The sequence below is a fragment of the Algoriphagus sp. CAU 1675 genome (assembly GCF_029222925.1).
Taxonomy (GTDB): Bacteria; Bacteroidota; Bacteroidia; order Cytophagales; family Cyclobacteriaceae; genus Algoriphagus.
The window spans coordinates 270,817-292,242 of the sequence record NZ_JARHUI010000006.1 but is presented as its reverse complement, the minus strand read 5'-3'; the positions used below and the strand labels follow the sequence as shown (position 1 = coordinate 292,242).

Sequence of the window (21,426 nt, the reverse complement as noted above, 5' to 3'; positions counted from 1 at the left end):
TTTCAAAACAAGGTACTAAAAAGAGCTGTCATTCAGCCAAAGGAAAAGTCAAGTAAAAGGTGGTGCCTTTGCCGAGCTCCGTCTCAAACCAGATCTTTCCTCCTGCAGTTTCCACACCACTTTTGGCAATAGCCAAACCCAACCCAGACCCGGTTGATTTGGTACTGAAATTTGGAACAAAAATCTTGTCCCTCAATTCGGGGGGAATACCTTTTCCATTATCGGTGATTTCCAGGAAAACAGCTTTTTCGGTCAACCACAACCAAACCTTGATCGATGGCCGCACACCGGGGGCAACTGCCTGCACTCCATTGATGATCAAATTGGAGATCACCCGGCCAAACAATTTATCGTCTCCAAAAATTGGGATGTTATCAGTATAGGAGTCGTCTTGAAAAGACAGATCCAGTCTTTGGTCATTTTTAAACAAATCCAAAACCTTCCCCAATACCTCCTTGAAATTCATCAACTCATTTTTAGGGAGAGGCATTTTTGCAAAAGTGGAAAAAGAGGAAGCAATCCCACTCAAAGCGTCCACTTGATGAATGAGCGTTTCCAGAGATTTTTTCAGCTTTTCCAGATCGTCCAGCCTTCCTGCCTCCTGCAATCTCAAAAGATGCTGCAAGGTCAGTTTCATGGGAGTCAGAGGATTTTTGATTTCATGGGCTACCTGCTTTGCCATTTCCCTCCAAGCCGACTCTTTCTCTGTAGAAGCCAAGACCTTCTTACTAGCCTCAAGCTTGTACAACATGTTATTGTATTCATTGACCAGCAATCCAATCTCATCCTTGGAGTCCCAATACATGGGCTCGTTGTTTTCCAGATTGGTAGTTTTCAACTTTTGTGTCAAAAGCCTGAATGGGAAGGTCAGGTTTTGGGAGACAAAATAGGAAACCACCAAAAAGAGAATAAAAATGACCACAAACGCATTGAAAATATTGCTTAGCACATCCGCAATCAAGGTATTTAGTTCTGTTTCGGATTCAAAAAACGGAACAGAAAGAATAGCACTGTTCTGCTGTCCATTTGCGGAAGGGATGGATAAATAAACGGATTTATAATGAAGCTTACCCACGGTTTCATCAGCCAAGAACTGAATCTGGTTTTTTTCAACCAATTCCGACAAAGCTTCAGGGTTGATCCATTCCGATAGAATTTTCTTGTCAAAAATATTAGGTCGGTTGGTGGACTCAAGTTTGCCGGAGGCAGAATACAAATAAATATCCGAGCCGATGGTATTGGCAAGGTTGGACACCTCCTCATTTAGGGCATCTTGATCCACTTCCTCAGCTCCCCTATTCCCTAAAAAGCTAGCTAAGTTTCCTCGAATCAAGGCGGCTTTTTGGATATACTGCCTGTCCAAGTCTTCCCTGTAGCTATTGGCCAGAAGTCCAACCGTAATGATACTGATAATGATGATTGGAAAGAAAAAAGCAAAATTGAGGTACAACTGAAGCTTGGTTGAATAGTTGAACTCAAAATTTTGATAGCCCTTCAAAAGGGTATGGAGCAAAATTGAAATAAATGTTAGGAATACAAATACCACAAAAAACAGGGAGATATTCCCGAAGAAATAGGAAAAGGGCCTGTTTTCAGAAGAAATCACAATAATATCTCCTTCATTTTGGATTCCAAAATGATGAAACCCATTCGCGTGGATCCCTTCAGTGAGAAGTTTTTTCTCGGCAAGTCTTCCCTTCAGTCCAGCACTGAGATAATTAAAAGTACCGGAATTGCGGATGAGTTCTTCATCCTTGAAAATTGCATAATCAAATTGGATAGGGTTCAGCTTCTCGCTGTATTTCTTATCAAGTAAAAGCTTAGGATACACACTGCCGGGCTGAATCCTCAATTGGTTCAACTCTAAAAACAAGGTTCCCAAGGAACTCCCATCCTTTGTCAGATTGATAAAAGCAATAAACTTGTTTCCAATATTCCCTTCCCGACCTCGGATAAAATACAAATCCTTCACTCCAGTGAGGTAATCGGATTTGATGTATTTGTCCCTGAGTTCCTTTAGACCGGCACCACTCATGGCATTGAGATAATCCTGCCCTGTTGGAGAAAAGAGACTGACTTTCACTTCAAACTGATCAAAATAATTATCCAAATAAATTCTCCTGATTTTGGCATCTATAGGATCTTTGGAAAGAAGAGGATCGGCCATCCTGTTCTGGATGAATAGGTCACTTTTGATCCTGGTGAAAATTTCTCCCAAGAAAAACTCAGTCATTACATCGCTTTCGATGAGGTTTTGATTGGCAAAGCGGGTCTTGGCCTGTATGAGTTGTTCTTTTTCAGTTTGGAAAATTGCCATGCCTGAAATTCCGGCTGTGATCAGACCTGCAAAGAAAAAGGTCAAAAAAGTATTCAATCCCAACCTAAACACATTCTTGAAAAGGCTAAACTTAATTGTGAGAGCCAGAAACACAACATGAAGAAACCAGGCAATTCCTAGCCAAGTGTCAACCAATAAAAATAAAATCAATACCGGAAAACCCAATACTGCCAACCCTTTGAAGTACTCCTTTTTGTCCGCTCTGACTTCCAGCAAAAGGCTACTCAAAGTAATGCCCAGAAGGACATAAACTGCTGCCCACAGAAAAACGACAGTGAAACTTATCCCCTCAAAAAAACCAAATGTAGGGATGGCGCTGATGTCCAAAGGCCATTGGGAATTTCTGACTAAATCCCCTGGTAAATACCAAATAAGCCCAAAGCCAAGAGAAGAAATCAGGAAAGCCGCTCCAGAAATGATTTTAAACTCCTGGTCCTTATCAAAAATCTTAATCTTCTTATGGGTCTTAGGGGAAGCAAGTTGGAAAATTATCATCCCAAAAATGAAGACTCCACATATGGAGTTGATCAAGAGATCTCCCAGACTTGGGTTCAACCAAGAAGAGGCATAATTTGCCGGATCAAAAAGAGGAAAATTAAAATAGGTCCCTGGAAAATTGAGCACCAGCATAACCAATCTGAAGCCCAATAGAACCAAAGCTCCATAGCCTATGGCCTGCCACCGTCTACCTTTTCTCCATTTTTTAAGAACAAATCCTGAACTCAAAATAAAGTACAATAAAAAGACAGAGGTGAAGAATATCAAAATTGCAGGATTGGCAATTCTACCGGAAGGTAAATACCCCAGCTTGAAATCAATTCCGAAAAGCGGGATTCCTGCCGGGTTTTTCACCACAAAGGAGGCTTCCTCCTCTGGAGCTTTCAGCTCGAAAAGATTATTGCCAAAAACCAGTGGATTGGCCCCTGTTTCCAAAAAATCATTCTCTATTGATCCAGGCCAGATCAGACGAAAAGCATGAACCATCCAAAATGTCTTTCCATTCCGGCTGATTTTTCGATTTTTGACAAGAAAGGTACCATAGGGATCAGTGAGTAATTGATATTCTTTTCCTCCCTCAATGGTGGAAAAATCAAAGGACAGCGTGAAATCTGACCAAATGATCAATCTTTTCTCAGAATCCAGAATAAAAAAAGGATGACGGAATTGGTTGGATGAAACCGTTTCAAAAGTCACTGATTCTTCAGGCGAGACCGCCATAAGAAGCTGGATGTAATCCTCATCAAACTCTTTGTCAATTTCCCGAACAGTCTCCTGGATTTCTTCAAAGTATGATTCCTCATCACTTTTCTGAAAGAAAAAGAAATTAAGGATCAATACTGCCAGGAGAGAAAATGCACTGATCAAGATAATCAGGCGCCGATGGTCTTGGTTCATTTACCTTAAAAATAAAAAAAGCAAAGTCCGCTATCAAACTTTGCTTCTTGAATGCTTTAACGAATAGCCATTTTGGCCTTTCTTTTTTTTGCAGCCCTGTACCAAAGCACTCCAATAACAGTAGCAATCAGATACGGCATCGCAAAGAGGTAAAGAATGCCATTATTCAAGCCAGCACCTATGCTGGTGTCTCCATTGCTCACATTATTCTCTACCGAAGCCCTGCACATGGCACACTGGGCGAAACTCATTCCCTGAACAAGAAGTAAGAGTCCAATCGTCAAAACTATTCGAGTAATTCTTTTCATTTCAATCCCTCCTATCTTTTCAATAAATATTAGGACCAACCCCAGTTTAATGAACGTAATAAGGACTAATCATAAAATAGACAATCACGCCCGTTACCGAAACATACAACCAAATCGGATATGCAAATTTAACAACTTTTCTATGCTTTGTCCGCTGATCGGTGTAGCCATAATAGTACGCAAACAAAATGGGAAACAGTGCCACTGCTGCGAAAACAATATGCGTGATCAAAAGAAAATAATAAACAGAACGAATCCAGCCTTGACCTCCAAATGGAGTGCTCTCTGCGGCACCGTGGTATATCACATAGGAAACCAGAAAAATAGCCCCAAGCGTAAAGGCAACAGTCATCGTAGCACCGTGGTAACTGTACATTTTATTTTTAACAAAATACAAGGCTAGTAGTAGTGCCAGACTTGCAGCTGTGTTAATAACCGCATTGAGATGAGGAAGAAAATACACCCACTCAGCTCCGACATCAATTTTGGCAGGCATAAACAATAGGACAGCTACTGCTAATGGGATAATCACTGAAATAGCAATGATCCAATTTTTTACTTTGGCTTCATTCTGAAGCAAGCTTGTGTTAGTTTTTTCCATGTAATAATACTTTTGTTTCCAGCATTAACAAATCCACATCCTCTCTGTTCGTTCCGCTGTAATATCCACGGATTCTGCCCAACTCATCGATAAGGACAAATTTATCACTATGCACAAAATCATCCGGTACTCCGAAGCCATCCAAGGTAGGCAAAACAAAGCCACACCTGGCCAATTGATAGGTTTCCTCCTTAGGACCTGTTAGAAAATCCCACTTTCCTGCTTGAGCCCCATGTTCATTGGCATAGTCCATCAGGATTTTTGTTGTATCATATTCAGGATCAATACTTATGGACATAATTTGCACCATTGGTTCGTCCCGAAACATATCATTCACACGTTCCATCTCTTTGGACATAACCGGACAAATGCTGGGACAAGAAGTAAAGAAGAAATCAACAATAGTGATTTTCCCTTCCATTTGAGCCCTTCCTACAGGATTGCCTTCCTGGTTGGTAAAGGTGAATTCTGGAATAAAATGCTGTGTGGTGTCTGTAACAGGACATTCCTGAAAAGGATTATCCACACCGTGCTCAAAATAAATGGGTAGGTCGTAATTATTGGTCCCAAACCCCTTTAAAAAAAGGATGATCAAAATCGGGATTAATAAAATACAAACTAGTACCAACCCCTGAAGTATTCTTATGCCTCTCATGACTTACACAACAAAAAAGAAGGTTGAAGTGTCACACCTCAACCTCTTTTTTTTTGAAATATTTTTAATTCTACCAACGCATCATAAAGATGTCGGTACCTTCTTTTACTAGTGCGATTACCAACCACACCAAGAAAATCAAGGGAACAATAATGGAATAAAACAAAGGCTTTACTTCATCGCCCAAATGCATGAATTCCATCATGATGTACTTAGCTTTCCAAATAGTCAAAGCAATGAACAGGAAGTATAGCAACAATCCTCTGTCCATGGTGAATGCCATGATAAATTCGGCAACGGTAATTGCAAGTAGAATTCCTGCAGTTTTCCAGATTTTTTTGATTTTCTCGTTGTTTCTAGGGATTACCTCTAGGGTCGACTTGTTTTCCTGAATTTCCATATTACAAGATTTTAAATGCTTAGATCAAATAGAACAAGGTAAATACGAATACCCAAACCAAGTCTACAAAGTGCCAGTAAAGACCGATCTTTTCAACCATTTCATAATGTCCTCTTTTGTCGTAAACTCCGACAGCAGCTTGATAGAAGCAAAGGAACAACAACACTACCCCGATTGTCACGTGGAAACCGTGGAAACCGGTAATGAAGAAGAATAGCTGTGCAAAGGCTGCCGGTCCGTATTCATTCACGGTAAGATTAGCTCCGAATACAGTTTCGGTTACCTCTCTATTTAAGCTATTGATATAAGTTAAAACAGAGCCTCCGTCTGTACCATGGATAAAGTGGGACCATTCCCAAGCCTGACAACCTAGGAAGGTGATTCCTCCGACCATAGTCCAGAGCATCCATTTTACAACGTCATTTCTATCGTTTCTGTGACCGGCTTCCACTGCAAGCACCATGGTAACAGAACTTGAAATCAAGATGAAAGTCATGATCCCAACAAACACCAACGGAGCATGTACCCCATGTAAGAAAGGCACTGCCTCAAATACCAATTCAGGTATAGGCCAGTATTCGTTTGATCCCACAAAAGAATCAGCAGGACCAGCATATGCCGGATAGCTGACGCGAATTGCAAGATAGCTGATCAAAAACGCAGCGAAGGTGAAGATGTCGGAAAGCAAGAAAAACCACATCATGAGTTTTCCGTAGCTTGCTTTTAGAGGTTCATTACCACCTCCCCAAACTCCTCTTTTTGAGCTGACTCCTATAGCAGTAGAATGCGCAGACATAAATTATTGATTTGTACTAGGTTTATTTTAATGATTCAGAAGCAAAAACATGAACAGATAAATCCATAAGCCGCCTAGAAAATGCCAATAGGTTGTAGCCATTTCCATTGTATCCAAAGCTTTAGAATGGACTTTATATCTGAAAGTCGAAATTAACACAATAATCAGAAATATCACACCGCTGATTAGGTGTAAAGCATGCAATCCGGTGAAAACGTAAAGGAATGAGCCGGCTGGGTTTCCAACAAAGAAAACCTCTCTGTCTACCAAAGCTACCCAACTGTACCATTGGCCTACCAAAAACACCAATCCTAATATTACGGCCAAAACCATCCCTGTCCTGAGTTGGGCAAAGTTGTCTTTTTTAGCAGATAAGTAGGCCCAATGTAGAGCTATTGAACTAAGCACTACAACTCCTGACGTAAACCAAAAGATTTCTGGCAACTCATAATCCAACCAATTACCTTCTGCCTGGCGGACAATATAAGCACTGGTAAGTGCCGCAAAGATCATTACAACAGTCACCATGAAAAGCCACATCGCAAACTTCTTAGGATGCATTGAAATGGGCTGTTCAACTATATCAACGTATTTAAGCTCTTTCTCCATATTAAGGCATTTTGTCCAGTAAATAAGCAATTTGGACGATTGGCAAATAAAGGAATGAACCAAACATGATTTTCAAGGCTGACTTGCGCGAACAATCTCTCATCAAAGAGAATGTCTGAGCTAGAAACAAAACCCCGCAGACAGTTGCCACCACACCAGAATTCAACCCCGTCAATCCGAAATAACTTGGCAATAAACCCAAGGGAAGAAGGAATAGGGTATATATCATTATCTGAATGGCTGTATTGAGATCCTGTCCACCACCACTCGGAAGCAATTTGAATCCTGCACGTTTATAATCCTCATCACTTACCCAGGCAATAGCCCAGAAATGGGGAAACTGCCAAATAAACTGGATTCCAAAGATGATTAAAGCTTCATAAGTAATGGCACCAGTTGCAGCTGTCCAACCCAATAAAGGTGGCATAGCTCCGGGAATTGCACCAACAAAAACAGCAACCGGACCGACTCTCTTAAGAGGAGTGTACGCGAAAACATACAGGAGCATGCTCAGAATTCCAAGTCCTGTAGTCAATGGGTTGGTAAAAATCCAGAGAAGTACAATTCCTAAAATAGCAACAAAGGTGGTGAACCAATAAGCTTCAGAAAGAGATATAATATGAAGAGGAAGAGGACGGTTTTGGGTACGCTTCATCAACTTATCTAAATCACGCTCCATGATTTCATTTGCGGCACCAGATGCACCGGAAATCAAAAACCCTCCCAAGGCTAAACCTAAGAAACCAGACCAGCCAAAGCTTGCCCCACGATCCCCGAGTATATAACCAAAGACTGCTGAGAATGTAACCAAGGCTGACAATCTAAGCTTCAGGAGATCTGAATAGGCTTTGATTCTCCCGGTAACAAGGTTAATTATGTTATGGCCAGTTATTCCAACTGCACTCATTGTCAATTTGAATTAATCTTAAACTGAACACGGTCCCTGAGCTGAAGAATCAATCCAAATTGAATTCCTAAGATCAGAGATCCAAGTAATAAATGTATGGGTTGGAGAAATGCAGGAATACCAAAATAGGCCATCCCAACTCCAGTTGTTATTTCCAATAGGATCAATAGCAACAAAACCTGAGACCACAAGTTTACTTTTGATCTGCGGTCGCTAAACCTAAATGCCCAAAAGAAATACAGTACATGAAGCACAAGAAGAACCAAGGAAAATGATCTATGGATCAGAAAATCCATACCTACTCTTCCTATCCATTCTTCTCTCAGGAGATTTCCAAGTGAAAAGGAAATCTGATCTATCTGCTCCCTAACTTGAGTACCAAGAATAACCTGAACAAACATCAGTACGAACCCAAGGAAAAGGATACCTTGAACTTTGAAAGGAATCACTTCAGAGGTTTCCCCTGATGAAAGGAGTTTTACAGAACGGTGATTCACATACAATAGAAGCCCCACCAGAAGAAGAGCTAAAACCATATGGAATGTAATCATCCAAGGCAATAGATTGGTTGAAACAACCAAAGAGCCAATCCAGCCGGTAAACAAGACCACTATCAAAGAAGCAATGGATAGTACCGGGATGGATTTGTCAAATTTTGCCAATTTGAAGGATTTCCAAACCGTCAGGAGAATCAGTAATCCTATAGCCACACCTACAAGCCTATTGATATATTCAATCCAAGTTTTGGTAGCATTGAATTCCTCTTCTACCAAAATGGATTTGTCATTGGCTATTTCGTTAGCTGTTTTCTCAAAACCCATTTTTTCAAGTGTGGCTACGAACCTTTCGTTCTTAGCTAATCTTTTCTCAAGATAAATTTCTTGATAATTTTTTGGGAGCTGATCCACACTCGTTGGCGGAACCACACTCCCAAAACATTTTGGCCAGTCAGGACAGCCCATACCGGATCCGGTACTTCGAACTATTCCACCGACTAGAATAAGAAAATAAACAGCTATCACCGTCACCATAGAGGTACGGCGAAAGCTGTTTATAGTAGTATCACGCTTTTGATTCATTTGCTTCCAGAAGATCAGCCTCTTCTTTCATGATTTCCAATTCCAACTTCACTTGCTCTTGCTCATGTGGTAGGTTGGATTCAGGAGTAGCGGAAAGAGGAACAGTCTGTGGAATGAAATCCTCTTCAGCTCCTGGTTTGGAGTAATCGTAAGGCCATCTGTAAACAGTTGGAATTTCTCCAGGCCAGTTTCCATGACCAGGGTTGATTGGAGTAGTCCATTCCAAAGTAGTAGATCTCCATGGGTTTGCAGATGCTTTTCTTCCTTTGAACATGCTGTAGAAGAAATTGAACACAAAGATGAACTGCGCTGCGAAGGTGATGATGGCGGCTGCAGATACAAACATGTTCAAATCAGTATACATATCTGTAAAGGCAAAGTTTGTCCAGGAATAATATCTTCTTGGGAAACCTGCAATTCCAATGTAGTGCATTGGGAAGAATACCATATAAACACCCACAAAACTTATCCAGAAATGAACGTAACCCAATCTTGCATCCATCATTCTTCCAAACATCTTAGGGAACCAGTGGTAAATACCAGCCAACATACCAAAGAAGGAAGCTGAACCCATTACCAAGTGGAAGTGTGCAACTACGAAATAGGTATCATGCAATTGTATATCGATAGCTGAGTTTCCAAGGAAAATACCGGTCAGACCACCAGAAATAAAGAATGACACCAAACCAATTGAGAAAAGCATAGCTGGCGTAAACACCAAGTTACCTCTCCAAAGCGTGGTCAGGTAGTTAAATACTTTTACAGCAGATGGAATAGCAATAATCAATGTCAAGAACATGAAGATCGATCCCAAGAATGGGTTCATACCTGACACGAACATATGGTGCGCCCATACGATAAATGAAAGGATAGTGATACCCAACATGGAAATAATCATCGCCTTATAACCGAAAATTGGCTTTCTGGAATTAGTGGCAATTACCTCAGAAGTAATACCCAAAGCTGGTAACAATACAATATATACTTCTGGGTGTCCAAGGAACCAGAACAAGTGCTGGTACAATACAGGGCTACCTCCGGTATTTGGAAGAGCTTCACCTCCAATGTAGATATCTGCTAGATAGAATGAAGTTCCAAAACTTCTGTCAAAGACCAAAAGCAAAGCAGCTGCAAACAAAACCGGGAAAGAAAGCAATCCGATAACAGCTGTCAAGAAAAAGGCCCAGATTGTCAAAGGAAGTCTGGAGAAAGACATCCCTTTTGTACGCAAGTTGATAACAGTGGTAATGTAATTGATACCCCCCATCAAAGACGATGCAATAAAGAAAGTCATCGCAATTAACCAAAGGGTCATACCAAGACCAGATCCAGGAATCGCTTGTTCAAGAGCTGAAAGAGGAGGATAAACTACCCATCCACCTGCTGCAGGTCCTGTCTTGATAAATAGGGAAATGAACATGATTACACCCGAAATGAAGAACAGCCAATAGGATAGCATGTTCATAAAGCCAGATGCCATGTCCCGTGCTCCAATTTGCAATGGAATAAGGAAGTTTGAGAAAGTACCGCTCAAACCAGCTGTCAATACAAAGAATACCATGATGGTACCATGCATTGTCACCAAAGCAAGATAAAAGGTAGGATCAAGCTTACCACTCTCATCAATCCAACCTCCAAGAAGAGGACGCAGGAATTCAAGATCCATATCTGGGAAACCCAGTTGCAATCTGAAAAGAATGGAAAGGAAACCACCAATAACTGCCCAGAAGATACCTGTTACCAGATATTGCTTGGCAATCATTTTGTGATCGATACTGAAAATGTATTTGGTTACAAAATTATCATGATGCTCGTGATCGTGGTGATCGTGAGCTGCTGCGTCATGATTTGCGACAGTTGCTGTTGCCATAGTTTATAATTTTGTTTTTTGCTTTCGCCTTATTTAATCTCTGCCAGTTCCTTGGATTCAACCTCTCCTCCCTTTGCAAGGGCAGGGTTCATTTGAATAAAGGATTTCTGTTCCGTCAACCACTTTTGGTAAGCCGCAGGCTCTACCACTTCAATCACTTTCTTCATAGAGAAGTGTCCACGACCACAGATTTCAGTACAAGCAATTTCATATTCGAATTCCGGATCATCCAATTCAGCCCTCATCTCTTCAGTCGTCTTGGTAGGAACAAACCAGAAGCGCGTTGGCATACCAGGAACTGCATCCATTTTCAACCTCATGTGTGGAGCGAAAACAGAATGCAATACATCTCTCGCTCTGATCTTAAACAAGACAGGTTCTCCTTTAGGGATTACAATTTTCGGAGCAGGGAAATCATCCAGTGAGTTTTTATCTGTGAAATCAATACCATGTCCATTGGAAGCCGTGATCAATCTATAATCATGATCTCCCAAAACATTGTCTTTTCCAGCATAGCGAACATCCCAGGCAAATTGATATCCCATGATTTCAATCACATGGGCCTTTTCAGGAGCTGGTGCAGTAATATCAGACCATGCCATCCAACCGGAAATAACCAAACCAGCAAGCACAACCCCTGGAACAGCAGTCCAGATCACTTCTAGTTTGTTGTTATCAGGGTAGAAAGATGCTTTTCTTCCTTCCTTATACTGGTACTTATAAGGGAAAATGAAAAGAAGGACATGAGTAATAAGAAACACCACTCCGGTAACCGCCATGGTGATCCAAAACAAACGGTCAGTAACAACCCCGTGCTCAGAACCGATTGGCAAATGATAATTGTGGAATTCTTTGATAGAATACCAGAACATCAAAGCACCAATAGCCACAAGGAAAACGATAAACAAAATAGCATTAACCTTATTGCTTCCCGTAGCGATTTTCTTGTCTGAACCTTTTACTACTGAAACCAAGGTTTGGATTCGGTATACCATCCAAATGATGGACAGAAGCAAAAGAACCCCAACTGCAATTAGAAATCCGTACATATCTTAAACTTTTCGCCTTTAATTAAATGTGATGATGATAACTCTCTTCCAACATTGGGTGATTCTTTGGAATCAAGTTACCCTTGGCCAATCCACCCAAAACTACCATCGCAGCTGCTGAACCAAATACAAGGAACATTCCAACTTCCATCAAACCAATACCTCCGTTATGCCCCAAAGTACCTGGCTGAACCATCAGGAAGAAATCAACCCAATGTCCAACTAATAGTAGGGTACAAACCAATTTCAAGAAAACTCCATGTCTTTTAGCATCTCTAGTCATTAATACCAAGAAAGGCAGGAAGAAGTTCATTCCAATATTTACAAAAATAAAAGATCCATAAACATCACTGCTTAGTCTCTCGATGAAGTAGACCGTCTCTTCAGGGATATTTGCATAGTAGATCAATAGGAACTGGGAAAACCACAGATATGTCCAGAAAATAGAGAATCCAAACACGAATTTACCAAGATCATGAATATGGTTCTCATTTACCATTTCTAGATATCCTTTTCCTTTAAGGAAAATAGTGATCAGAGTGATGGCAGATAAACCTGCTACAAACCAAGATGAGAAAACATACCATCCAAACAGAGTGGAGAACCAGTGAGTATCAATAGACATCACCCAATCCCATGCACTTACAGAAGATGAAACTGCAAAGAAGATCAAGAAATAAGCTGACCAGCTTCTCATTTTGTACCAATAACCGGTTCCTCCCTGAATATCTTCAGCATAGGAAAATGACTTCAACTTATTGAAGAAGAACACCCAAAAACCAAAGAACAATACCATTCTCAAGATATAGAAAACGGGGAAGGATCCCTTTTCCATTGGCCAATAGAAAAACGCTCCCTTACCATCAATGATGGAATCGTACTCAGGAGAATTTTTGTCAAAAAGATAGCTATGAGTCCAGTGGAAAATATCGTGATTGGCAATAAAGAAAGTTACAATCATCAATACAGCAGCATAAGGAAGCCAGCTTCCCAAAGAAAGCATTACTCTTAGAATTGGTGTAGACCAACCTGCCTGAGCAGCATATTGAATTGCAAAAAAGAATACACCGATAATTGCAATACCTGTGAAATAAACATTGTTGATCCAAAGGTTGGCATACAGTCTTTCATACCAATGGAAGGCATGACCGGCAGCTTCTCCGCCTTCTTCATGATGCCCACCACCGAGCATAGCCATCACAATACCAATAGCAAGTAAAGCAGCACCAATAATCAATACAGTCATGATAGACTTTTTGATGCCCGCGTTGAAATCAAATTTTTGATCCAAATTATAATGTTGTGCGTCGTGAGCCATGATTATTACTTCTGAATTACTTGTTTAACATAGTGAACAATCTTCCATCGATTCTCAGGAGTAATTTGAGAGCCATGAGCACCCATTCTACCTTTTCCTTTGCTAATCACGTGGAAAATATGACCTTCTGGAAGAGTAAGGTAAGCACCACCTTTTAGGTTAGCTACACCTCCAATAACTTCACCGGCCTTGCCATCACCTTCACCGTTTTTACCGTGACAGGTTGAACAATACTGCTGAAACAAAACTGCTCCTTCTTCCAAAACAGCATCAGAAAGTTCAATTGGATTTTCTACAAGAGCAGCTTCTTCCAATTCAAAAGCCTTCAAACGATAAGGAAGATAACCATTTTTATTACGTGGGACCGTATTGGCTACAGGTTCACGCATATTCATATTGTGAGGGTTATAAATGTTACTGTTATAAAACTCACCTTTACCATCTTCTCTGTTGGACAGCCAGTCTCCTTGGGTTTCGTCTGTAATTTGAGTCAAAGGCTCATAGGCTACAGAGTGGTACATTTGAGGGGAATATTCCAACCCTTGGTTTTCGCCTCCGGCTCTACAGCCTAGCAAAGCAACACCAAAAGCGGCAATACCCAGAATACTAAGTGTTTTAGCAATCTTCATATCTCCGGAATTACTATTCAAAACTTTTATTATTAACCTCTGTAGCTCCAGAAGACTTCAAAATCTCTTTGATTTTTTCGACTTCCAGGGTACTGTTATTTGCGATATCGATAGCCATCACATGCTTGTCATCCGTGATTCTCAAATCAAAGATTCTCGGCTGAGCCCAAGGCTTCAGATCTGAACTGATCATAAACACTCCCACCATTCCGAAAGCAGCCAAAAGAACAGTCAATTCGAAAGAAACAGGAATAAAATCAGGAATAGCTGCGAAATCTTTACCACCAATAATCATTGGCCAATCAAACTTCATCATGTAAAGCTGCATGGTCAATGCGAGAGTTGTTCCCAACAAACCAAACAAGAACGCCGCAATAGGCAGACGGCTTCTCTTATATCCCAAAGCATGCTCAAGGCCGTGCACAGGATAAGGAGAATAAACTTCATGGATTTTTACACCACTTGTTCTTACGTCCTTCACAGCATGAAGCAGGACATCTTCGTCCTCGTACACTCCAAGAATAAAATGAGTATCTCTTTCCATGATTATTTAGCTGCTTTTTCAGATGAAGACTTCAATACAGATTTTACTTCAGCCATGTTGATTACCGGGAAGAACTTCGCAAACAAGAAGAACAGGGTAAAGAAAAGACCGAAGGTGAACAGATATACCCCAACATCAGCCCAGGTTGGATAGAACATAGCCCAAGATGAAGGAAGGAAATCTCTGTGAAGTGAGGTTACGATAATTACAAATCGCTCGAACCACATTCCTGTGTTTACTACCAAGGAAAGAATAAAGGTAGCCGCGATAGAAGTCCTGATTTTCTTAATCCAGAATAACTGAGGAGAAATCACGTTACAAGTCATCATAGACCAATAGGCCCACCAATAAGGACCAGTAGCTCTATTGATGAATGCATATTGCTCTGCTTCTACTCCTGAATACCAGGCGATAAAGAATTCAGTAATGTAAGCGATACCTACAATTGACCCAGTGATGATGATTACAATATTCATCAATTCAATGTGTCCCATGGTAATGTAATCCTCCAATTTGAAGACCTTACGGGTGATAATCATCAAGGTCAATACCATCGCAAATCCAGAGAAAATCGCTCCGGCAACGAAGTATGGAGGGAAAATCGTAGTATGCCAACCTGGAATAACCGAAGTAGCAAAGTCAAAGGATACGATTGTGTGTACAGAAAGTACAAGTGGAGTAGCCAAACCTGCCAAAATCAGCGAAACTGATTCGTATCTCATCCAAGTTTTTGCAGCACCATCCCATCCAAAAGAAAGCGCACCATATATTTTCTTTCTCAAACCCGTCGCTCTATCACGAATGGTAGCAAAATCAGGGATCAAACCGATGTACCAGAATACAAGAGAAACAGAGAAATAAGTAGAAATCGCAAACACGTCCCAAAGAAGAGGTGAGTTAAAGTTAACCCAAAGCGAACCAAATGTGTTTGGAAGTGGTAAAGCCCAGTATGCACCCAACCAAGGGCGACCCATGTGAATTACCGGGAACATGGCTGCACAGATAACGGCGAAGATGGTCATCGCTTCAGCTGCACGGTTGATAGATGTTCTCCATTTTTGTCTGAAGAGCAACAGTACCGCTGAGATCAATGTACCAGCGTGACCGATACCAACCCACCACACGAAGTTGGTGATATCCCAAGCCCAGCCAATTGTTTTATTTAGACCCCACATTCCAATTCCTTCCCAAAGTGTTGCAATCAATGCAATGGACCCAAGGACCAAAACACCAACTGCTGTTAGAAAGGCCAGAAACCAAGCCATCGTTGGCTTGCCTTCTACCTGTCGGGACACGTCATGTGTTACGTCATGGTAGGTTTTACCACCGGTAACTAACGGCTGACGTACGGATGAAGTAACCTGCATAGTTTATAAAATTATGATTACGCTTCGTTTTTGTCTTTATTTCTGATTTTGGTGAAGTACCAAACGTTAGGACTAACGTTGATCTCCTCCAATACGTGGTAGGCTCTTTCCTCATTCACTTCTTTCAAAGCTGAGGTAGTGTTCTCTTGAATCTGCAACAACTGAGAAACTCGGCTACCTGGATCGTTCATATCTCCGAATACCAAAGCATCGGTAGGACATGCTGTAGCACAAGCCACATTGATTTCTCCATCCTGAACCTTACGCTTCTCACGCTTAGCTGCCAGTTTACCGGCCTGGATTCTCTGCACACACATAGAGCATTTTTCCATTACTCCACGTACTCGAACCGTTACATCCGGGTTCAATACCATCTTACCCAAATCATCGTTTTGAGCTACGTTGACTCCAGCGAAGTCTTTGTTGTCATGATATTTGAACCAATTGAAACGACGTACTTTATACGGACAGTTGTTGGCACAATATCTTGTACCGATACATCTGTTGTAAGTCATCTGGTTCAAGCCTTCAGAGGAGTGAGTAGTAGCGGCAACAGGACATACAGTCTCACAAGGAGCGTTGTTACACTGCTGACACATCATAGGCTGGAAGGTAACCTCAGGATTTTCTGCAGCTACTTCCATTCCGCTCAAGTCATCTGCTGGTGCATCCGAAGAATAGTACCTGTCAATTCTTATCCAGGCCATTTCTCTTCTGTTCAATACTTCTTGCTTTCCAACTACCGCCACGTTGTTTTCAACCTGACAAGCAACCGAACAAGCAGAACATCCAATACAGGAGTTCATATCGATAGCAAGACCCCAGTGATGCTGAGAGTATTGATGGCCTTTCCAAAGGGAAATTTTGGAAGGTTTTACAAATTCACCGTCTTTATAAATTTTAGGATGGCTGCGTCCTGCAGAAGGATCTATTTGATATTCTGCCAAGGTAGCTTCCTGAATCACATTCTCACGTCCCATGAAGGTTTGGTGAGTCTGAGTTCTTGCAATCTTGTAGGAATCACCAGTTACTGCAATTTCAACTCCTGAAGTGATGTCAAAATTCACAAAGCCATTTGAAGCATCAAGAAGGTCAAATGCGTTTACACCTACACCGTCAGCAACTCTACCAGCTTTGGTTCTACCATAACCCAAAGCCAAACCGAAAGTACCATCTGCTTGACCTGGCTGAATTAGGATTGGAACAATAAGCGATTTTCCATTTACAGTGATGGAAGCTTTTTGGGTATTCTCCTCAACCATGGTCACTCCATTTTCAGAAGCCCATTTTTGAGAAACTGTCAGATAGTTATCCCAAGTTGCTTTGGTGATTGGATCAGGCATTTCCTGAAGCCAAGGGTTATTGGCAAATGTACCGTTACCGATACCTACTTTTGCATAAACAACCAATTCAGCTCCGGCATTGTCTGTCTTGTATGCTTTTGCAACAGCGGAAGCTGCAGCAGCTACATCACCAACTGGTGAAGGAGTAGTAGAAGAGGTTTCTACAGCAACAACCCCGTTGTAAAGAGATCTATCCCAGAACTCCTGGAAAGAAACTCCATTGCCAATAGCGGAATACAAAGTGCTATTCCAGTTAGCCTGAAGGAAGTCGTAGTAGTTGGTTGAAGCTCCAGCCCAAGTCAGGAAAGAATCCTGAGCCTGTCTTGTATCAAAAAGCGGAGAGATCGCAGGCTGAGCCAATGAATAATATCCTTGCTTTGGCTGGAAATCATTCCAGGACTCAAGGAAATGGTGATCAGGAGCAACCACTTGTACATGGGAAGCAGTTTCATCCATAGTTCCGTTCGTCGCCAAGCTGAATTTCGCCTTGGAAATACCTTCGGCAATTTCAGTTCCTCTAGCGTGATCATAAACCGGATTACAGTTATAGAAGATAACTGCACCTACTTGACCACCTTTAAGTTCGTTTACAAACTGGTTCATTCTAGCATCATCCCCTTTTCTGTAATAAGCAGGAGTCGAGAAGTCAACAGTTGAACCATTATTTCCGAGCAATTCGTTGATTGCGTTTATCACAACCTGAACGTTTGGATCATTGGATCCGGAAACAACCAAAGAAGCTCCTTTAGAAGCCCAAAGATCATTTGCTGCTTTATCAATATTAGCAACTTCCACAGCTGGAGCCGATACAGTTGCTGCGCCCGCCTTCTTTGCGATTGCATTATACAATGCCAAAACAGCCAATCCACTTTGAGAAGCCTTGATTGGTGTTCTGTAATCAGCATTGGCCCCAGTCAAAGATAGATTGGACTCAAACTGATAATGACGGGACATTTCCGGCTTATCCTTGCTAATTTTTCTGGTTTTGGCATATTGACCAGCAAATTCAATAGGAGAAATCCAGGTTCCTAGGAAATCAGCACCAAAAGAAACGATGGTCTTTGCCTTGTCAAAAGAATAAGAAGGAAGTACAGCAGCACCATAATAGGTTTCTGCTGCCTTGGTGATACCATAATTGGAAAGTGCATCATACATGATCACCTCAGCTCCACCAAAAGCATCAGCAAATTGCTGAATAGCCTTCTCTGTGGATGGAGAAAGGATGGTATTTGCAACAATCTTAATCGAACCTGCAGCAGCAAGTTTTGATTTTACCTGGGAATCAACTGTAGCCCAGTCAGATTTTTCACCATTTACATAAGGTCCGGCCAATCGCTGCTTGTCGTACAAGGAAAGTACGGAAGCTTCTACAATTGCATTGACTTTGCCTTTATTTATAGGAGACAATTCGTTACCGTCAATTTTGATCGGACGGCCTTCTCTGGTTTTTACTACCACAGAAGCATAATCTCCTCCTGATGCGAAGGTTGATGCGTAATAGTTTGGAATTGAAGGGTTGATGTCAACAGGCTTATTCACATAAGGAATAGCCTTTCTAACCGGAGCTTCACATGCTGCCAAAGATGCTGCGGCTAAGCTGAATCCCATCAATTTAAGAAAATCTCTTCTGGAAGCACTGCCATCCTCGCTCAAAGCGGAAGGAAGCTCAGGGAATTCCCTGTCGGCTTGCTTTACAAACTCTGGATCGTTTTTGAGCTGCTCAAGCCCTTTCCAGTACGTTTTTTTAGTTTCCTTCATTTTATGATATAGGAATGAATTAGCAATTGATGAATTAATAGTGGCACTTAGCACACTCTAGACCTCCGATGTCTTTTACTTTCAAAGCATCTTTGGAATCAGAGTGAAGTTGAACCAATTTATCGTAGTAAGCATTGCCATCAGCGGCAATCTCAGTTTGTCTGTGGCAATCAATACACCAGCCCATGGTTAGGGAAGAATGTTGGGATACCACTTCCATTTCCTGGATAGGTCCGTGACATGTTTGACACTCAATACCTCCTACCTTCACGTGCTGTGAGTGATTGAAGTAAGCCAAGTCAGGCAAGTTGTGAACTCTGACCCACTCAATAGGCTTATTTTGCTCAACAGCATCGTAGATTTTCTGAATTTCAGGAGAGATACCATCCTTACCGCCTACGTTTTGAACGTGCATGTGGCAGTTCATACAAATGTTAGCAGATGGAATGTTGGCTGATTTACCGATTTCAACTCCGGTATGGCAATACTGACATGCAATTTCCAACTGGCCTGCATGCAGAGCGTGGGAATATGCAATTGGCTGAGACGGAGCATAGCCCTGCTGCACACCTACTGAGTACAATCCATCAATTGCAGTTTTGGCAACCAACGCAACAACAAGAGCTGTTACGATGATCACAAAACCATCACTCTTCAAGATTTTACCAAATTGGAATTTTTGTGAAACAAATTCACGGTCATCTTCGTCCAAGTCTTGTTTGTTGACATATTTGGTCAAAACCGAAATGATCAGTCCCAAAACCACCAAGATCAACAATAGAACTACAACCAAAACAACTACAATGATGGTAAGGTATTCACTTGGAATTCCCCCTCCTCCACCAGCGGCGGCACCTTCAGTGGCAGCAGCTGCTGCAGGATCTACCTTGTCACCATACTCGATGTAGGAGAGCAAGTTGTTTAAATCATCATCACTCAAAAATTCATGAGACGGCATCACTATATTATTGTACTCCTTGAAAAGGGAGTTCGCATAGGAATCGCCGGAAGCTATTACAGCTTGTGAATTTTTAATGAAACTTTTAGCCCAATCTAAAGACTGTCTGTCTGTAATTCCTCTTAGAGCAGGACCGGTATATTTTTGGTCCAGCTTATGACACTGCTTACAGTTTGAATTAAATACTGTTTTACCTGCCGCAATTGCATCATCGGTTTGTGCAAGAGAAGGATCCACAGCAAAAGCCTGTGTTCCAATCAGCATAAAAAACAGCACTGCCAGTGTGTGGAATTTCGATCGAACCCCTACTAACGAGCGTTTGGATAACATATTATAGCTAATTAAATAGTTTAATCGGTTTTCAATAACCCCTGCAAAGGTAGTATGCGAAGCCAATTTTTCAAACAAGAGTTTATGGCAGATTTCTTTCTGCTAAATTCCCCCTAATTTATTTTATAATTTTGATTTACAACAACTTAGCCCCCATTAGATGCAATTAATTCAATTTAGAATCTTTATAAATAAATAGACGGTAATTATATGGGGTTGACTAGCATATCCCTTTAAAAAACCCTAGGATTTTAATAGAAAAAAAGCCCCTTATTATCAGCTAGATAAAGCCTATAGGGCAAAAATTAACTTCACTTTTTTGCTTCAAAATAGAATATCTCTACATTTGCAATCCGATTCAAAAACGGTCGCGTGGCCGAGTGGCTAGGCAGAGGTCTGCAAAACCTTGTACAGCGGTTCGAATCCGCTCGCGACCTCCACAAAAAAAGCATCCACCTTGGTGAATGCTTTTTTTTTTGAGCAACTATCTTTTTTACAATTCACATTACCTCGGAGCACCTTAAAAGCTATATCCTACCCCAAACTGCAATCCAAACTCCTGAAGAACCTCATTTGAAGTCAATGAATCCTCAAAAGGAATAACTCCATGCCTTTTATAATTCGGAAACAGAGAAAAGACAAAATCGCCCACCGGCACCTTTGCTCCTATTCCAGCGAGATAACCTATACCACTCTGATCCGAAAAATTATTCCATTCTGATTGCTGAAAATCCAAAACAGGGCCTGCTGCAAAGTAGAGGGCTTTGCCAATGGAGTATTCCAGATATACGGGTATTGAAATCATTTTAAAATTCTTTTCGTGTCGATAAAGAATTTGAGGCATAAAACAAGCTGGGCAAGATGGTGAAAATTTCACCTCTCCGTATGTATAACCTATCCCTGAGCTGATCCTAAACTTGGTGCCGATGGATTTGGAAACCAGTATCCCAAATTCATCTACCCGGTTCATTTCCGCATAGCCTATTCCGATGAAATCCACTTTTCTTGCTACACTCGATCCTGAGATGCCGTAAAAGGCTTTGACAGAAAGCCCTGATTGGGCAATTGCAGAAAATCCCGTAATCAAAAAGATTAGTATTAGATTATATTTCTTCATTCGCATGGAAGTTACGTTTTTACAATCACGAAAAAATTGCAAGTTCCGCTACAGG

General features: G+C 41.3%; 18 protein-coding genes and 1 tRNA gene. 1 reads left to right on the top strand and 18 read right to left on the bottom strand.

All coding sequences use genetic code 11. The annotated features are described in order from the left end of the window. Nucleotides 1-28: 28 nt before the first annotated feature. The 17 genes from P2G54_RS15190 to P2G54_RS15110 form a co-directional block, all read right to left on the bottom strand. A complete protein-coding gene (locus P2G54_RS15190) occupies nt 29-3,733 on the bottom strand; it encodes a HAMP domain-containing sensor histidine kinase (protein WP_275872397.1) in 3,705 nt (1,234 codons plus the stop codon). A 56-nt stretch (nt 3,734-3,789) separates the two neighbouring features. Further along, complete coding sequence (locus tag P2G54_RS15185) at nt 3,790-4,041, bottom strand: hypothetical protein (RefSeq protein ID WP_275872396.1); 252 nt, start codon at nt 4,039-4,041, stop codon at nt 3,790-3,792. 46 nt (nt 4,042-4,087) lie between these two features. Then, nucleotides 4,088-4,642: a DUF420 domain-containing protein gene (locus P2G54_RS15180; protein ID WP_275872395.1), complete on the bottom strand. Its 555-nt coding sequence runs from the start codon at nt 4,640-4,642 to the stop codon at nt 4,088-4,090. Beyond that, entirely contained in the window at nt 4,629-5,297 is a 669-nt protein-coding gene (locus P2G54_RS15175) for an SCO family protein (protein WP_275872394.1), read from the bottom strand. The genes P2G54_RS15180 and P2G54_RS15175 overlap by 14 nt, the downstream gene beginning before the upstream one ends. Before the next feature lie 70 nt (nt 5,298-5,367). Further along, nucleotides 5,368-5,697 carry a cytochrome C oxidase subunit IV family protein gene (locus P2G54_RS15170; protein ID WP_275872393.1) on the bottom strand — a complete coding sequence of 110 codons (330 nt, stop codon included), beginning with the start codon at nt 5,695-5,697 and terminating at the stop codon, nt 5,368-5,370. Between the two features lie 19 nt (nt 5,698-5,716). Next, entirely contained in the window at nt 5,717-6,493 is a 777-nt protein-coding gene (locus tag P2G54_RS15165; protein ID WP_275872392.1) for a cytochrome c oxidase subunit 3, read from the bottom strand. Between the two features lie 27 nt (nt 6,494-6,520). Continuing rightward, nucleotides 6,521-7,102: a cytochrome c oxidase subunit 3 gene (locus tag P2G54_RS15160; protein ID WP_275872391.1), complete on the bottom strand. Its 582-nt coding sequence runs from the start codon at nt 7,100-7,102 to the stop codon at nt 6,521-6,523. A gap of 1 nt (nt 7,103) precedes the next feature. Then, a complete protein-coding gene (gene cyoE / locus P2G54_RS15155; RefSeq protein WP_275872390.1) occupies nt 7,104-8,009 on the bottom strand; it encodes a heme o synthase in 906 nt (301 codons plus the stop codon). A gap of 2 nt (nt 8,010-8,011) precedes the next feature. Continuing rightward, a complete protein-coding gene (locus P2G54_RS15150; RefSeq protein WP_275872389.1) occupies nt 8,012-9,088 on the bottom strand; it encodes a COX15/CtaA family protein in 1,077 nt (358 codons plus the stop codon). Further along, nucleotides 9,072-10,958: a cbb3-type cytochrome c oxidase subunit I gene (locus P2G54_RS15145; RefSeq protein ID WP_275872388.1), complete on the bottom strand. Its 1,887-nt coding sequence runs from the start codon at nt 10,956-10,958 to the stop codon at nt 9,072-9,074. The genes P2G54_RS15150 and P2G54_RS15145 overlap by 17 nt, the downstream gene beginning before the upstream one ends. A 29-nt stretch (nt 10,959-10,987) precedes the next feature. Next, nucleotides 10,988-12,007, bottom strand: a complete 1,020-nt coding sequence (locus P2G54_RS15140) for a cytochrome c oxidase subunit II (RefSeq protein WP_275872387.1) — start codon at nt 12,005-12,007, stop codon at nt 10,988-10,990. A gap of 22 nt (nt 12,008-12,029) precedes the next feature. Beyond that, complete coding sequence (locus tag P2G54_RS15135; RefSeq protein ID WP_275872386.1) at nt 12,030-13,325, bottom strand: quinol:cytochrome C oxidoreductase; 1,296 nt, start codon at nt 13,323-13,325, stop codon at nt 12,030-12,032. A gap of 5 nt (nt 13,326-13,330) precedes the next feature. Then, nucleotides 13,331-13,954, bottom strand: coding sequence for a cytochrome c (locus P2G54_RS15130; RefSeq protein ID WP_275872385.1), 624 nt, complete (start codon nt 13,952-13,954; stop codon nt 13,331-13,333). Between the two features lie 13 nt (nt 13,955-13,967). Then, nucleotides 13,968-14,498 (bottom strand): DUF3341 domain-containing protein, encoded by a 531-nt coding sequence (locus P2G54_RS15125; RefSeq protein WP_275872384.1) that lies wholly within the window; start codon nt 14,496-14,498, stop codon nt 13,968-13,970. A 2-nt stretch (nt 14,499-14,500) separates the two neighbouring features. Continuing rightward, entirely contained in the window at nt 14,501-15,865 is a 1,365-nt protein-coding gene (gene nrfD, locus P2G54_RS15120) for an NrfD/PsrC family molybdoenzyme membrane anchor subunit (protein ID WP_275872383.1), read from the bottom strand. A gap of 17 nt (nt 15,866-15,882) precedes the next feature. Continuing rightward, entirely contained in the window at nt 15,883-18,966 is a 3,084-nt protein-coding gene (locus tag P2G54_RS15115; RefSeq protein ID WP_275872382.1) for a TAT-variant-translocated molybdopterin oxidoreductase, read from the bottom strand. A 34-nt stretch (nt 18,967-19,000) separates the two neighbouring features. Beyond that, the gene (locus P2G54_RS15110) at nt 19,001-20,254 is read right to left on the bottom strand and encodes a c-type cytochrome (RefSeq protein ID WP_275872381.1); all 1,254 of its coding nucleotides are present in this window, start codon (nt 20,252-20,254) and stop codon (nt 19,001-19,003) included. A gap of 366 nt (nt 20,255-20,620) precedes the next feature. On the opposite strand from P2G54_RS15110, the gene P2G54_RS15105 reads away from it, so the two are divergent. After that, a tRNA-Cys gene (locus tag P2G54_RS15105) sits at nt 20,621-20,694 on the top strand. Nucleotides 20,695-20,774: 80 nt separating this feature from the next. On the opposite strand, the gene P2G54_RS15100 is transcribed toward P2G54_RS15105, so the two are convergent. Further along, entirely contained in the window at nt 20,775-21,377 is a 603-nt protein-coding gene (locus P2G54_RS15100) for a hypothetical protein (protein WP_275872380.1), read from the bottom strand. Between the last annotated feature and the right edge of the window lie 49 nt (nt 21,378-21,426).